A 14,129-nucleotide genomic window follows, 5' to 3' on the forward strand; every position below is an offset into this window, starting at 1 on the left:
GCCGAGCACCTGTGCCTCGAGCTTCGAGATCGATGCGAGGATCTCGTCAGGGAACGCGGCGAGACCGGAGAGCGTGACGGTCGACGTCTGCACTTCCGGGGCCGGCCTCGCGCCAACGGTTGATGGTGCGGATCGATCGGCGCACTCGCTTCGCGACCTCGCGGTAGGTGCGGTTGGTCATGGTGATAGCCGCGGGCCGCTAGAGTGCGCTCTGTGACTCCATCTCCGACGCCTACGATTGCGGCGTTTACCGCAGCTGCTTCCGACGCCGAATGGTGGATGGTGTGGCTGACAGCGATCGGCATTGTCGCCACACTCCTCATTGCGCTTCTGACGTTTGGCGCCAACCGCAGGGCTGATGCAAGTCGCAAAGTGGCTGAGTCTGCCCAGGTCGAGGCGTTGAAGGCATCAGCTCTTGCATACAACGAGAGCGCTGCTGCCACTCGTGAACAAGTTGCCGCGATCGCCGAGCTGGTAGCCGCGACAAATGACAGGCCCGCTGCGGCCGTCTCCGATGCCGCCGCTTCGTCTGTGCGTTGGACAATCGAGCGCGACCGTTCGGCGAAGAATCGGTGGCGGATACACAACACGGGTAATGCGGTTGCACGACAGGTTACTATCGCAGGCGTCTCGAAGTCCGACCAGGCGGATATCCTTCGACTTACTGACGAAGCTATAGATATCGCGCCTAGCAATTCGCTCAGCTTTGGGATCTGGAAGTCGATCGCGAGCCCTGCAGCGACAACCGTCGAGGTCCGGTGGTTGGATGAAAACGGCGCGGACCGCGTTGAGCGAATGGTCGCCTTCTGAGCCGTCATGTTGTGAGGCCTCCGTCGGGTACGGCGGGAGCTGCAGATGTGTAGGTAGTTCGGCAGATGAGGCAGACCTTGGAGAGCAGCGCTTGGCCGGCAGGGCCGTCGATCCAGTCGACTATCACGCCGTTCTCGCCGCAGCGGGTGCAGAGCTCCGGGCGGACGCGGCGGGCGGAGTGGGTGTCGAGGCGGCTGCGTGCGCGGCGGATGAGGCGGACGAGCTGCTCCTCGAGCTCGTCAAGGTCTGGCCAGGAGCGGATCTCGTAGACGACGTCGGAGAGCCAGGCAAGTGGCTCGACGCTGTCCGAGGCTCCGACTCGATCCGCGCAGTGGCCCGGAAGATCGGCACTACCCACGCGACTCTGAACCGTCAGGCCAACGACGACTCGCTCTCGTTCGAGCTGGTGCGATCGATCTCCTAAGCCTACAAGCGCCCGGTGCTCACAGCCCTCCTCGCAACCGGGCACCTCGCCCCCGAGGACATCGGCATCAGCGACATCGAGAACGCCCTCCACGCTGCGACCGACGAAGCACTCGTGCTCGATGTCGGCCGACGGCTCGGCGTGACCGACACCGGCTCGCTCTTCGACAAGCCGATGAGCGAGGCCGTCACCGAGGCGACCACCCACCAGTTCCCCACTCGCGATGTCAGAGGCTCCGATGAGGATGAGGAACTGCCCGCGGTCGCACGGCCGGCGGAGACGGAACCCACGGACGAGCAATGACCCCCATCGATCAGAGACTCCTCGACTTCGCCGACGCCATTGACGTCCACATCGAATACCGATCGCTCCCCGCCGACCGAGACGGACAGTACGTCCACGCGCGCCGAGTGATCTACCTCCGCCCCGGCATCCACTCACGGCACCACCGCAGCGTCCTCGCGCACGAGCTGGCGCATGCCCTGTGGGGAGACGTCCCGTCGAAGTTCAGGCCGGTCAACGCGAAGCAGGAACGGCGAGCCGAGGAATGGGCTGCGCTCCGCCTCATCGACCTCGACACGTACCGCTACCTCGAGGGAGTACACCACGGCCGCGCAGCCGGCATGGCCGTCGAACTCGGCGTGATGAAGAGCATCGTCCTCGCGTACCAAGGGCTACTGCAGCGCATCGGAGACACCACGTACGTCGACCCGCAGATGGGCGCCGGCCAGTGGCACGAGCGCATCGAGGTCGCCTGACATGGCGGGATCGATCACGCCCTACGAGACAGCGGGCGGGCGGCGTCACCGAGTCCGGTATCGCAAGCCGGATAAGTCGCAAACCGACAAGCGAGGCTTCCGCACCAAGAAGGAAGCCGAGCTCTTCCTTGCCTCGGTGACCGTCTCGAAGGCCACTGGCGAGTACTTCGATCCCAAGACGCGAGCGGGCACTATCTCCGCCGCGCCAAGACGAGCGAAGGCGCAGGCTCCTGGTTCTCGAGAGCGACAGACGAAGCGCGCCTCGAGCGGCTCACGCCTCACGACCTCCGGCACACCGCAGCCTCGCTCGCCATCAGCTCGGGCGTGCATGTGAAGGCCGTGCAGCGAATACTCGGCCATAAGTCCGCGGCTATGACCCTCGACACGTATCCCGACCTCTTCGACGACGACCTCGACGACATCGCGAACCGACTCTACGAACGTGCGACAGCAGCAGATGTGAGCGAAGTGCGGGCAGGGCTCGCCGCCAACGCAAAAAGGCCCGCCTCCCCAGTGGTTGCTGGGGAGGCGGGCCTCTTTCCTGTGACAGCGACCTGGTGGAGCTGGGGGGAATCGAACCCCCGTCCAACGCTGAGACTCCACGTCTTCTCCGGGCGCAGTCTGTGCAGACGTTCTACTCGGCTCCGACCTTTGTCACAGACACCTAAGTCGACAAGCCCAGCCTGGGAAGAGTCCCACGTGACGTCCAGACGCCATCACGCAGCAAGATTCCTAAATGACGCCAGGATCCGTATCGGAATCACATACGGCCTGACGGACTATCGGGCTCGCTTATGCAGCGAGGGCGAAGTCGTTGCGCTTGGTTTCGGCAACTATTTTTTTGCAGAGAGCGTTTACGAGATAACTCTGCATCCTCGGCCCGCTTCTCGTGGATTAACAGGCGCTGTCGAAACCGATCAGCCCCGTGTTCCTTCTCTCGAAGGAGCCGCTGTCACACTGTGGAATTACCTGCTCGGAACCGAAGTGCCCGAGCATCACAGACTACAACGTCCGACCGCGCTCCGCCATTCCACTCGCCGACGAAGCGCTGGCGTAGAGTCGCCCCATGAGTGAAGTCACCGTCACCGTCCGCGGCGAACACGAGATCCGCGTCGCCCCCGAGCGCGCCACGATCCGCGTCAGTGTGCGTTCCGAGGGCCCGGAGCGCGCCTCCGTCGTCGAGCATGCGATGCGCCTCACCGAGCCGGTCCGCGACAGCATCACGGCGCGCAAGGAGTCCGGCGCCGTCGTCGACTGGACGAGCACGCGCCTGTCCGTGCGCGCCGAGCGTCCCTGGAACAACGAGGGCAAGAGGCTCGCTCCGGTGCACTACGCGAGCATCGATCTGACGGCGACCTTCACCGAGGCATCCGAACTCTCCCTCTGGGTCTCGGACGTGTCGCCATGGGACGGCGTCGAGGTCGGGTGGGTGAACTGGCACCTCACTCCCGAGACGAACGCCCGGCTCGAGAGCGAGGTCGCCTCCGAGGCGGTCGGGGTGGCCGTGGCCAGGGCCCGCGCATATGCGACCGCACTCGGACTCCACGACGTCGAGCCCGTCGAGATCGCGGATGTCGGGCTGATCACGCCCACCGCCGCACATCCCGCCGCGGGTATGGCGAAATTCCGTGGCATGGTTCAGGAATCGGGCGATATGACCGGCGCGTCGATGGCCTACGAGCCCGATGAGATCGTCATCACGGCGACCGTCGAGGCGCGGTTCATCGCCCGCTGAGCCGCCCGTCCGGGGCTCGGCCCCGGGCGGACGACGTCAGGCTGCGGCGAACGGAGCCAGGTCGGCGGCGAGCCGCTCCGACACCCGTGCATGGACGACCGTGCCGTCCTCGCTGTGCTCGACCGACAGCAGCATCCCCGTCTCGTGGATCGCCGCGACGAGGTCGCCTCGGTCGTACGGGACGACCGCGTGCACCTCGACCGCGGGCTTCGGCAGCGCTTCTTCGATCGCGGCACGCAGCTCCTCGACGCCTTCGCCCGACCGCGACGAGACGAAGTGCGCCTTGGGCTCGAGGCCCTGCAGCACCAGACGGTCGTCGTCGTCGATGAGGTCGGCCTTGTTGAAGACCACGAGCTCGGGCATGTCGCGCACGCCGACGTCGCCCATCACATCGCGGACCGTCTGCAGCTGGCCCGCCGGGTCGGGGTGGGAACCGTCGACGACGTGCAGCACGACGTCGGCGTCGCCGACCTCCTCGAGGGTGGAACGGAAGGCCTCGACGAGCTGGTGGGGAAGGTTCCGGACGAATCCGACCGTGTCGGTGAGGGTGTAGACGCGGCCGTCCGAGGTCTCGGAACGGCGCACCGTCGCATCCAGCGTCGCGAAAAGCGCGTTCTCCACCAGTACGCCGGCGCTCGTCAGAGCGTTCAGCAGGCTCGACTTGCCGGCGTTCGTGTATCCGGCGATCGCGACGGAGGGGATCGTGTTGCGTTTGCGCTCCGCGCGCTTCGCTTCGCGAGCGGGACCGAAATCGCGGATCTGCTTGCGCAGCAACGCCATCTTCGTGCGGATGCGACGGCGGTCGAGCTCGATCTTCGTCTCACCCGGTCCACGGGATCCCATACCGGCTCCGCCGGCGCCGACCTGGCCACCGGCCTGACGGCTCATGGAGTCACCCCAGCCGCGCAGACGCGGCAGCAGGTACTCGAGCTGCGCGAGTTCGACCTGCGCCTTGCCTTCGCGACTCTTCGCGTGCTGGCTGAAGATGTCGAGGATCACAGTGGTGCGGTCGATGACCTTGACCTTGACGACGTCCTCCAGAGCGCGGCGCTGGCTGGGCGCGAGCTCCGTGTCGGCGATCACCGTGTCGGCACCGGTGGCCGCGACGATGTCCTTGAGCTCCTGCGCCTTGCCACGCCCGATGTAGGTGGCGGCGTCGGGGTGTGGGCGACGCTGCAGCACGCCGTCGAGCACGACGGCGCCGGCGGTCTCTGCGAGAGCCGCGAGCTCGCGGAGCGAGTTCTCGGCATCCTCCTGAGCGCCCTGAGGGTACACGCCCACCAGGACGACGTTCTCGAGCCGCAGCTGGCGGTACTCGACCTCCGTGACGTCTTCGAGCTCGGTCGAGAGCCCGCCGACGCGCCTCAGCGCGTGGCGGTCTTCCAAGTCCCACTGGTCGCCGTCCGACGACGCGTGCGACGCCGTCGATCGGTCCTGCAGCGCCTGTGCGGCGCCGAACACTCGAGCCTCCGTCCGCTTCTCCGCGTTCGCAAGTACCCGATCGACTGCTTCGTCGCCGGTGGAGTGTGAGGTGGTATCCGTCATCCGTTCCTAATCTCTGGGTTTCGTTGCGGTCCTTAACCTTAGCCCGCGGTGTCCGCTACGCTCACGGTATGGGGTCCGACCATTACTTCACTGCGGCCCCGGCAAGCCCCGAGAACCTGCGTCCGATCCGCGTGACGCTCGCAGGCCGAGAGCTGTCCGTCACCACTGCCGGTGGCGTCTTCAGCCCGGATCGGCTGGATGCCGGTACTGCCGTCCTACTCGCGAACATGCCTCCCGTACCGCCGGGAGGTCACCTTCTCGACCTCGGAAGCGGATGGGGTCCCATCACGCTCTCGATGGCCCTCGCCGCTCCGCACTCGACGGTGTGGGCCGTCGATGTGAACGAGCGTGCACTCGATCTCGTTCGTCGGAACGCGGCGGCGCACGGCCTCACCAATGTCAACGCCTCGCTCCCGCAGGATGTTCCCGCAGACGTGACGTTCCGGACGATCCGGTCGAATCCGCCGATCAGGGTCGGCAAGAACGAGCTGCACGGACTGCTGGAGAAGTGGATACCCCGCCTCGACGAGCGCAGCGATGCGTGGCTGGTGGTGCAGCGCAACCTCGGCGCCGATTCGCTGCAGAGGTGGATCGCCGCGACGTTCAGCCCCGGTTACAGCGTCCACCGCACGACGACCTCCAAGGGCTATCGAGTGCTCAAGGTCCGCAAGCACGGCAGTCCCCCGACCGAGCCCATCGCCCTCGTCTGAGTCCGGGCTCGAGGATGTTCACCCGCGCAGCAGTGCGGGCAATCGTCGCATGTCCGAGAACACCGTCGCACCCTCGCGCTCGAGCCACTCTGGCGGGGTGAGACCGCCGGAGTACCCGAAGACCTGCATCCCCGCGGCCCGCGCGGCCTGCACGCCGAACCGGCTGTCCTCCACCACGGCGCAGCGTCCTGGAGCGACTCCGAGGCTGTCCGCCGCATGCAGGAAGAGATCGGGGGCGGGTTTGCCCTCCACGACGTCATCCGCACTGAAGATCCGTCCAGCGAAACGGGAGTGCAGCCCGGTCAGGCCCAGCGTGCGCCGGATCTTCGCGTGAGAGCCGCTGGACGCGACGCAGGTGCGAGTCGGGATCTCATCCAGCGCCGACTCCACACCGGGCACGGCGGTGAGTTCGCGGGAGAAGGCGTCCTCGTACCAGCTCTGATACGGGGCCTCCCAGTCCTCGGAGAGCGAGGTACCGAGGTGGCGCTCGATCTCCGCACGGAAGTGGGCAGCCGACCGTCCGACGAACCGGTGCAGGATCTCGCTGTGCGACAGCGACCATCCGAGGTCTGCCAGGACCCGACGATCCAGCTCGATCGAGAGCTTCTCACTGTCGACGAGGACGCCGTCGCAGTCGAAGATGACGAGGTCGAACGGGCTCGAGAACCGCATCAGATCAAGTCGACCTCGCCGCTGTAGACGAGCTGTGCGGGGCCGGAGAGAGCGACGTGCTCGCCGTCCTCCGCCGGGAACATCCGCACGCCGAGCGTGCCCCCCGGAACCTCGACCCGCCAATGGTTCGGGGCTTTCTCCCCCGCCCAGTGCCTGACCGCGAGAGCGGTGGCCGCGACGCCGGTGCCGCAGCTGAGCGTCTCGCCGACTCCCCGCTCGGACACCCGCATGGTGACATGGCCGATCCCGTCACGCACGAGGGGCTCCCCCGGCACGACGAACTCGACATTCGCTCCGGCAGGCAGGATCGGGTCGAGCGCCGGTGCACGGTGCAGCTCGAGTGAAGCCAGCTCGTCCTCGGAGGCGAGGGCCACGACCACGTGCGGGTTGCCGACGTCGATTCCGAGTCCGGGCCGGGTGACCGACAGCCCCTCCGCGGTCACGAGCGGGTCGTCGCCGGAGAGCTTCCACAGCCCGAGGTCGACCTGGTATCCGGTCTCGCTGCGGGTCACGTCGCGAACCCCCGCCCGCGTGCCGATGGGCAGCGTCGATCCGGGCTCGATGGTCGCGAGCCCCGAGCGGACGAGATAGTGGGCGAAGACCCGGATGCCGTTGCCGCACATCTCGGCGATGGACCCGTCCGCGTTGCGGTAGTCCATGAACCATTCGGCGGCGGGTTCCTCGAGCAACGACGCGCGGCCCTCGTTGATCGCGGCGGAGCGCACGACGCGGAGGATGCCGTCGGCGCCGATACCGAAGTGTCGATCGCACAGGACCGCCACCTGCTCCGAGGTGAGCTCGAGAGCACCCTCGGGATCGGCGATGATGACGAAGTCGTTGCCGGTGCCGTGTCCCTTGGTGAATGCGACCATGTGTCCAGTCTAGAGTCGCCCCTCAGCCCAGACCGATCACCCGTCGACGATCAACCGCTTGCCGAGGTTCGTGACCGAGAAGGGCTCGTAGTCCAGAGCATCGTAGAAGGCGAGGACTCCGTCGTTGCCCTCTCGCACCATGAGCTGGACCTTCGGGCAGCCCATCTCCTCCAGCAGTCGTTCGACCTCGTGCACCAGTGCCCGGGCGATACCGTGGTGACGGTGGGACTCCGCGCTGGCCAGGTAGTAGATCCATCCCCGATGGCCGTCATATCCCGCCATGACCGTGCCGACGATGGCGGACTCGCCGACATCGCCCGAGGTGTCCTCGGCGACGAGGAACAGCTCCGGTTGCACCCGCAGCTTGCGTTCGATGTCGAGTCGCGGATCGTTCCAGGGCCGGGTCAGTCCGGCTTCCGTCCACAGCGCGACCACAGGTTCCGTGTCAGCGCGTTCGAACGCCCGTACCGCCCAGCTCATGGCTCCAGTCTACGATCGGCCCGCTCTCAGCCTCGTCGCACGCGGTACCGACCGCACAGGAAGGCGCGGTTGCGTGCGACCTCGAGGAGTTCGAGGTCCAATGCCCTGGGCAGCAGGGGCGCCCCGGACCCGAGGGTGACCGGGGCGTACTGGACCCAGACCTCGTCGAGCAGCCCGGCGTCGGCAAACTGCCCGGCGAGATCTCCTCCCCCGACGATCCAGATGTCCTTGCCGTCCGCGGCGGCCAGCATGTCGGGGTGCAAGTCCGCCACGTCGCCCTGCACTGCGCGGATATCGGCGCCCGACGGCAGATCGAGCTCTCTGTGGGTGAAGACCCAGGTGGGCTGCGTGTATCCCCAACGCCCTTCTTCGTGCCGCATGACCCACTCGAAGGTCGAGGCCCCCATGGCCAATGCTCCGATGGACTTCTCGAACGCCGCGTACGACATCGACCCCTCGGGGTCGATGTCCTGAGTCAGCAACCAGTCCAGCGAGTGGTCGTCTGTGGCGATGAATCCGTCGAGGCTGCTGGACGTGTAGTAGTGGATGGCCATGCTCCGACCCTTGCACGCGCCACCGACATCAGGAGGGCGTGCGTCAGAGGCGCAGCAGCGTCTTCGCGTCGACCGGAGGCTCGTGCCAGGTCAGTCCCGGGTAGCGCTTGAACCAGGAGACCTGGCGACGCGCGTAGCGGCGGGTGAGCGCCTGTGTCTCGGCGATGGCCTCCGGCTCTGTGAGGCGCCCGTCGAGCTGTCCGAGCGCCTGGGCGTACCCGATCGCGCGAGGGGCGGTCGTCCCCCGTTCGAGCCCCCGCTCGCGCAGCTCGCGCACCTCGTCGATGAGACCTGCGCGCCACATCCCCTCCACTCGAGCATCGAGCCTGTGGACCAGGACGCCGCGATCGACATGGAGTCCGCACAGCCGCGTGTGCTCCTGCCAGAGAGCAGGGGCTTCCGGCAGTGCAGCTCCGTGCGTGCGGCTCCCCTGCTCGATGACTTCGAGAGCACGGATGACCCGTCGATCGTTCCGTGGATCGACCCGCGCCGCCGTCTCGGGTTCGAGCAGGCGGAGCCGATCGAGCAGCACCCCGACGCCCTCGACCGCGAGTTCCTGCTCGAGACGCTCACGGATGACGGGGTCTCGTGGGGGGAAGGCGAAGTCGAACACGACGCTCGAGACATACAGACCGGAGCCGCCGACGAGGATGGCGTCCCCTCCACGCTGCTGGATCTCCGAGACCGCCGCCCGCGCCAGCGGCTGATACCAGGCCACCGCCGCGTCCTCGTCGACGTCACGCACATCGAAGAGATGATGCGGGATACCGCGGCGCTCGTCGAGCGGCAGCTTCGCGGTACCGATGTCCATGCCGCGATAGAGCTGCATCGCGTCGGCGTTCACGATCTCCGCGGGGTTGCCGCGTGCGCGCAGTGCCTCGGCGAGATCGAGAGCGAGATCGCTCTTGCCTGTCCCCGTCGCACCGACGATCGCCCAGAGGCGAGGAGCTCCGAGGTCGCGGGAGGGTGTGGGGTCCGCCGCCTCGTGCGCGGAAGTCACACGCCGACGCGCAGGGTGGGGAGTCCGAGCGAGACCGCCCGCGCCCCGTCACCGGAACTCGGCGCCGGAACGGCACAGGACTCCGCCTGGCCGCGCTCCCATGCGTCCCCGCCGCGAGTGCGACGGATGCGCAGAGGCGCAGCGGAGGGATCGTCGGCGAGCAGGTGGAACGGTGCCGCGTGGGTGATGATCACCGACACCACGTCACCGGGGCGCGGAACGTCCGACCCTGGCGTGATCTCGAAGTGCACCAGCCGGTTGTCCTGAGCGCGCCCGGTGAGCCGGTGCGTCTCGGCATCCTTCTTGCCCTCGCCCGTCGAGACGAGGACCTCGACCTCGCGGCCGACCTGGCGCTGGTTCTCCTCGAGGGAGATCCGCTCCTGAAGCGCGATCAGGCGGTTGTACCGCTCCTGAACGACCGCCTTGGGGACCTGGTCACCCATGGTCGCCGCCGGCGTGCCCTCGCGGATCGAGTACTGGAAGGTGAACGCGCTCGAGAATCGCGCCTTCTCGACGACACGCAGCGTGTCCTCGAAGTCCGCATCGGTCTCCCCCGGGAAACCGACGATGATGTCGGTCGTGATGGCCGCGTGCGGGATGCGCTCCCGCACGCGATCGAGGATGCCGAGGAAGCGATCGCTGCGGTACGAGCGCCGCATCGCCTTGAGGATGCTGTCACTGCCCGACTGCAACGGCATGTGCAGTTGCGGCATGACGCTCGGGGTCTCGGCCATCGCGTCGATCACGTCGTCCGTGAACGCCGCCGGGTGCGGGCTGGTGAAGCGGATGCGCTCGAGGCCCTCGATCTCGCCGGCGGCGCGCAGGAGCTTGCCGAAGGCCTGGCGGTCTCCGAACTCGACGCCGTAGGAGTTGACGTTCTGGCCGAGCAGGGTGACCTCGATCGCCCCGTCATCGACGAGCAGCCGGATCTCGTTGAGGATGTCGCCCGGTCGGCGATCCTTCTCCTTGCCGCGCAGGCTGGGGACGATGCAGAACGTGCAGGTGTTGTTGCATCCGACGGAGATCGACACCCAGCCGCTGTGCGCGGAGTCCCGTTTCGTGGGCAGAGTCGAGGGGAAGACCTCGAGCGATTCCAGGATCTCGAGCTCGGCATCGCCGTTGTGACGCGCACGCTCGAGGAGCCCCGGCAGGGAGCCCATGTTGTGTGTGCCGAAGACGACGTCGACCCACGGTGCCTTGTCGAGTACGGCCTGCTTGTCCATCTGGGCCAGGCAGCCGCCGACGGCTATCTGCATGCCGTCTTTCCGACGCTTGACCGAAGCGAGCTGGCCGAGGGTTCCGTAGAGCTTGCCTGCGGCGTTGTCGCGGACCGCGCAGGTGTTGATGATCACGACGTCGGCTTCGTCGCCCTCGGTGGCGCGGACATACCCGGCGCTCTCCAGAGAGCCGGACAGCCGCTCGGAATCGTGGACGTTCATCTGGCATCCGAAGGTACGCACTTCGTAGGAGCGCTGGCGTCCGTCGAGGTCGATTGTCGCCGACGACGAACTGATGATCGTCGGCTCACTGCGCGGAATAGTCATGGTCCTCCCATTCTACGATCGCCTAATCGCGGATGCCGTGTGCGGGCCGCCGGACCGACGCAACCCTGATGCGCACGCCGCCCTCCCCAAGGCTCCCGCCGACGCAGTCCCGGATGATCCGGCGCGGTCGTACCGTCAGTCGGAGTCGACGAAACGCACACCGGACCGCGGTCCACGGAACGATGACTCCGCGAGTGCCGTCTTGGCGGCGTTCATGGCGACCGAGCCGTTGTACCCGCGCCGCGAGAGCTGACCCACCAGTCGCCGCAGTGCGGTGTCAGCGTCGAGGCGGGACAGGCTCTGCGCCTTGGACCTCGCGAACTCCAGCGCGCGTTCCGCATCGTCGTCGGGCAGTTCGTCGAGCGCCGCGTCGATGATGTCGCGCGGGAGGCCTCTCTGCGAGAGTGCCCGCGAGAGCGCGACCCGGCCCTGCCCCTTGCGTCCGACCCCGGAGGTGACGAGCTGGTCCGCGAGAACGGCGTCGTCGAGATACCCTCGCCGACAGAAGTCATCGATGATGTCGTCGATCACACCGGTCTCGAGCCTGATCCGATCCTGCTCGTACCCCTTCAGCACCATGCGCGATTCGGAGATGGACAGGGAACGGGAGCGGAGCTTGCGTACGAGCACCTGCTCTGCCGCCTCACGCAGTGCATCGGCGTCCGGCGCCTCTCGGCCTCCTGCGGAATCCTCGACTCCTGCAGAGTCCTCGCCCGTGTGCAGCGCCCGCAGCCTGGGAGTCGATCTCGCCGCTGCTCCTCGTGCCGGGTGACGCTCGCTCGGGTCACGCGGACCCGTCGCTGCACCTGCACCTGCCGTTGCACCTGCCGTCGCCGAACCGCCACTCCACGTCGATCGCCACGCACCGATGCCATCGGCAGCGTTGCGCTGGCTGTCGACGCCTGCGCTCCCGGCACCTGCACTCTCGGCGGCACCGTCTGCGGGTTCGGTCGCTGGACGCGCCGGCGTAGAGACGGCATCCGCACTCCCGCTGTCGGCCGGTGTCACACGGGGCGTCCGACCGAACAGCGGAATCACGGGGGCGAGCTGTTCCGGCTCGCCCCCGTGATCACTCATCGCTCACTCCGAGTGAGGAGCTGACGCGGGCCGATGATCACGCCGGTCGGCGCTCGGCGAGCTCATCGGCGGGAGCCTCGGAGGCTCCGCCGATGCCGAGCTTCTGCTTGATCTGCGTCTCGATCGCCAGAGCGATGTCAGGATTCTTGAGGAGGAACGTGCGGGCGTTCTCCTTACCCTGACCGAGCTGATCGCCGTCGTAGGTGTACCACGAGCCGGACTTCTTGACGATCGCGTGCTCGACACCGAAGTCGATCAGGCTGCCCTCACGCGAGATGCCGACTCCGTAGAGGATGTCGAACTCCGCCTGCTTGAACGGAGGGGCCATCTTGTTCTTGACGACCTTGACCCTGGTGCGGTTTCCGACTGCGTCGGTGCCGTCCTTCAGAGTCTCGATACGCCGGATGTCCATGCGGACGGAGGCGTAGAACTTGAGTGCCTTTCCACCGGCGGTGGTCTCGGGCGAACCGAAGAAGACGCCGATCTTCTCACGCAGCTGGTTGATGAAGATCATCGTCGTGTTCGTCTGATTGAGACCACCGGTGAGCTTACGCAGCGCCTGCGACATCAGGCGGGCCTGGAGTCCGACGTGCGAGTCACCCATCTCGCCCTCGATCTCGGCACGCGGCACGAGCGCGGCGACCGAGTCGATGACGATCAGGTCGATGGCTCCCGAGCGCACGAGCATGTCTGCGATCTCGAGTGCCTGCTCACCCGTGTCGGGCTGGGAGACCAGGAGGGCGTCGATGTCGACGCCGAGCTTGGCGGCGTAGTCCGGGTCGAGCGCGTGCTCGGCGTCGATGAAGGCGGCGATGCCGCCGGCGCGCTGCGCGTTGGCGATCGCGTGCAGAGTCAGCGTCGTCTTACCGGAGGATTCCGGTCCATAGATCTCGACGATTCGTCCACGCGGCAGTCCTCCGACGCCGAGCGCGACGTCGAGGGCGATGGAGCCAGTCGGGATGACGGCGACGGGTGCGCGCTCGTCGCTGCCCAGCCGCATGACCGAGCCCTTTCCGAACTGACGATCGATCTGTGCGAGTGCGGTCTCGAGGGACTTCTCGCGGTCAGCGGGTGATGGCATGTCGTGCTCCTAATGCTCGCATGGTGCCGCCTGTAGGCTGTCGCGGTCCTCCCGGCTGGGCGGAACTCTCCGACAAGGCGTATGGCTCTTCGGCTTGTTCCTCACCGTACGAGGCACCTCCGACATTGCGTCGTCGGTACCGAGAATTCGGGAGAACAGTTCCGCTGAACCACTTGTGCAGAACACTACGCCGATATCGAACACATCTTCGACGACACGCCGATTCCACGGCGCGTCCTACCGAACGAATGACGGGTGGGTACGTCAGCGTCCGCGCGGCTCGAGCCGTCCGGCTCCGTGGCGCCGCTCGAGCGGGACATCGGTCTCGACGCAGAGCGCCGACCAGATGTCACGGGGCGGGACGCCGGCCTCGAGAGCCTCGTCGGCCGTACGACCCGAGAGCTGAGGGAGGGAGAGGTCGTTGACGAGAGAGGATGCACGGCCGCCGAACTCGGCATCGACGGCGCGGAGGAATTCGCTACGACGCATGCGAGTCCGGGGATCCGGGCGTCAGTGCAGCGAGAGCTCGGGCTCGACCGATGCGACGAGGTCGTCGGGAACGACATCCGGGAACACCTGGATGCCCTCGAGGACCGAGATCCGGTCTCCCACTTCACGCATGATGATCGAGATCGGAATGTCGAGGGCGTCGGCCACCGATGCGAGGATCTCGCTCGAGGCCTCCTTCTGACCGCGCTCCACCTCACTGAGGTAACCGAGGGCCACAGAAGCCTTGCTCGCAACCTGCCGGAGCGTGCGCCCCTTCTGCAGGCGGAAGTCCCTCAGCACATCGCCGATTTCCTGTCGTACAAGAATCATCGGAACCTCCTCCCAAGTCGTCCGATCGAGGTCTGCCTCGATGAGACC

At 66.9% G+C, this 14,129-nt stretch carries 19 protein-coding genes, 1 other RNA gene and 1 pseudogene; 8 read left to right on the plus strand and 13 right to left on the minus strand.

Translation table 11 applies throughout. The annotated features are described in order from the left end of the window. Positions 1 to 46 precede the first annotated feature (46 nt). The gene (locus FQ142_RS17665; RefSeq protein WP_262492118.1) at positions 47 to 181 is read right to left on the minus strand and encodes a hypothetical protein; all 135 of its coding nucleotides are present in this window, start codon (positions 179 to 181) and stop codon (positions 47 to 49) included. A 32-nt stretch (positions 182 to 213) separates the two neighbouring features. Between FQ142_RS17665 and FQ142_RS10180 the strand changes: the two genes are divergently transcribed. From FQ142_RS10180 to FQ142_RS17675, 6 genes and pseudogenes are all read left to right on the plus strand, one after another. Further along, the gene (locus tag FQ142_RS10180; RefSeq protein ID WP_149423182.1) at positions 214 to 810 is read left to right on the plus strand and encodes a hypothetical protein; all 597 of its coding nucleotides are present in this window, start codon (positions 214 to 216) and stop codon (positions 808 to 810) included. A gap of 91 nt (positions 811 to 901) precedes the next feature. After that, positions 902 to 1,234 (plus strand): hypothetical protein, encoded by a 333-nt coding sequence (locus tag FQ142_RS10185; protein ID WP_149423183.1) that lies wholly within the window; start codon positions 902 to 904, stop codon positions 1,232 to 1,234. A 15-nt stretch (positions 1,235 to 1,249) separates the two neighbouring features. Next, positions 1,250 to 1,537, plus strand: coding sequence for a hypothetical protein (locus tag FQ142_RS10190; protein WP_149423184.1), 288 nt, complete (start codon positions 1,250 to 1,252; stop codon positions 1,535 to 1,537). Next, positions 1,534 to 1,992, plus strand: coding sequence for an ImmA/IrrE family metallo-endopeptidase (locus tag FQ142_RS10195; protein ID WP_149423185.1), 459 nt, complete (start codon positions 1,534 to 1,536; stop codon positions 1,990 to 1,992). Before FQ142_RS10190 ends, FQ142_RS10195 begins: the two co-directional genes overlap by 4 nt. 1 nt (position 1,993) lies before the next feature. After that, on the plus strand, positions 1,994 to 2,326 hold the full coding sequence (locus FQ142_RS17750) for an Arm DNA-binding domain-containing protein (protein WP_410477433.1): 333 nt from the start codon (positions 1,994 to 1,996) through the stop codon (positions 2,324 to 2,326). Further along, a pseudogene (locus FQ142_RS17675) lies at positions 2,260 to 2,436 on the plus strand (tyrosine-type recombinase/integrase); the annotation flags it as partial. The gene FQ142_RS17750 and the pseudogene FQ142_RS17675, both read left to right, overlap by 67 nt. Before the next feature lie 111 nt (positions 2,437 to 2,547). On the opposite strand, the gene ssrA reads toward FQ142_RS17675, so the two are convergent. Next, positions 2,548 to 2,917, minus strand: a transfer-messenger RNA (tmRNA) gene (gene ssrA, locus FQ142_RS10205). Between the two features lie 141 nt (positions 2,918 to 3,058). Between ssrA and FQ142_RS10215 the strand changes: the two genes are divergently transcribed. After that, positions 3,059 to 3,727, plus strand: coding sequence for an SIMPL domain-containing protein (locus FQ142_RS10215; protein WP_149423186.1), 669 nt, complete (start codon positions 3,059 to 3,061; stop codon positions 3,725 to 3,727). A 36-nt stretch (positions 3,728 to 3,763) separates the two neighbouring features. Here the strand turns inward: FQ142_RS10215 and hflX are convergent, their stop codons facing one another. Further along, entirely contained in the window at positions 3,764 to 5,272 is a 1,509-nt protein-coding gene (gene hflX / locus FQ142_RS10220) for a GTPase HflX (protein WP_149423187.1), read from the minus strand. Positions 5,273 to 5,340: 68 nt separating this feature from the next. On the opposite strand from hflX, the gene FQ142_RS10225 reads away from it, so the two are divergent. After that, complete coding sequence (locus FQ142_RS10225) at positions 5,341 to 5,982, plus strand: class I SAM-dependent methyltransferase (protein WP_056416926.1); 642 nt, start codon at positions 5,341 to 5,343, stop codon at positions 5,980 to 5,982. A gap of 18 nt (positions 5,983 to 6,000) precedes the next feature. On the opposite strand, the gene FQ142_RS10230 is transcribed toward FQ142_RS10225, so the two are convergent. The 10 genes from FQ142_RS10230 to FQ142_RS10275 all read right to left on the minus strand — a co-directional run bounded on the left by FQ142_RS10230 (position 6,001) and on the right by FQ142_RS10275 (position 14,081). Then, positions 6,001 to 6,654 (minus strand): HAD family hydrolase, encoded by a 654-nt coding sequence (locus FQ142_RS10230; RefSeq protein WP_149423188.1) that lies wholly within the window; start codon positions 6,652 to 6,654, stop codon positions 6,001 to 6,003. Continuing rightward, entirely contained in the window at positions 6,654 to 7,526 is an 873-nt protein-coding gene (gene dapF / locus FQ142_RS10235; protein ID WP_149423189.1) for a diaminopimelate epimerase, read from the minus strand. Before dapF ends, FQ142_RS10230 begins: the two co-directional genes overlap by 1 nt. A gap of 36 nt (positions 7,527 to 7,562) precedes the next feature. After that, positions 7,563 to 8,006 carry a GNAT family acetyltransferase gene (locus tag FQ142_RS10240; protein WP_149423190.1) on the minus strand — a complete coding sequence of 148 codons (444 nt, stop codon included), beginning with the start codon at positions 8,004 to 8,006 and terminating at the stop codon, positions 7,563 to 7,565. A gap of 26 nt (positions 8,007 to 8,032) precedes the next feature. After that, complete coding sequence (locus FQ142_RS10245; RefSeq protein WP_149423191.1) at positions 8,033 to 8,560, minus strand: dihydrofolate reductase family protein; 528 nt, start codon at positions 8,558 to 8,560, stop codon at positions 8,033 to 8,035. Positions 8,561 to 8,603: 43 nt separating this feature from the next. Beyond that, the gene (miaA, locus tag FQ142_RS10250; protein ID WP_149423192.1) at positions 8,604 to 9,560 is read right to left on the minus strand and encodes a tRNA (adenosine(37)-N6)-dimethylallyltransferase MiaA; all 957 of its coding nucleotides are present in this window, start codon (positions 9,558 to 9,560) and stop codon (positions 8,604 to 8,606) included. Further along, the gene (gene miaB, locus FQ142_RS10255) at positions 9,557 to 11,104 is read right to left on the minus strand and encodes a tRNA (N6-isopentenyl adenosine(37)-C2)-methylthiotransferase MiaB (protein ID WP_149423193.1); all 1,548 of its coding nucleotides are present in this window, start codon (positions 11,102 to 11,104) and stop codon (positions 9,557 to 9,559) included. The genes miaA and miaB overlap by 4 nt, the downstream gene beginning before the upstream one ends. 135 nt (positions 11,105 to 11,239) lie before the next feature. Next, positions 11,240 to 11,734 (minus strand): regulatory protein RecX, encoded by a 495-nt coding sequence (locus tag FQ142_RS10260; protein ID WP_262492119.1) that lies wholly within the window; start codon positions 11,732 to 11,734, stop codon positions 11,240 to 11,242. Positions 11,735 to 12,218: 484 nt separating this feature from the next. Further along, positions 12,219 to 13,262 (minus strand): recombinase RecA, encoded by a 1,044-nt coding sequence (recA, locus tag FQ142_RS10265; protein ID WP_056416904.1) that lies wholly within the window; start codon positions 13,260 to 13,262, stop codon positions 12,219 to 12,221. Positions 13,263 to 13,526: 264 nt separating this feature from the next. Then, positions 13,527 to 13,751, minus strand: a complete 225-nt coding sequence (locus tag FQ142_RS10270) for a DUF3046 domain-containing protein (protein WP_056416901.1) — start codon at positions 13,749 to 13,751, stop codon at positions 13,527 to 13,529. Positions 13,752 to 13,772: 21 nt separating this feature from the next. After that, a complete protein-coding gene (locus FQ142_RS10275) occupies positions 13,773 to 14,081 on the minus strand; it encodes a helix-turn-helix domain-containing protein (RefSeq protein ID WP_149423194.1) in 309 nt (102 codons plus the stop codon). Positions 14,082 to 14,129: the final 48 nt, after the last annotated feature.

This window comes from Microbacterium sp. ANT_H45B, from assembly GCF_008369345.1.
In the GTDB taxonomy this organism is placed as follows: Bacteria; Actinomycetota; Actinomycetes; order Actinomycetales; family Microbacteriaceae; genus Microbacterium.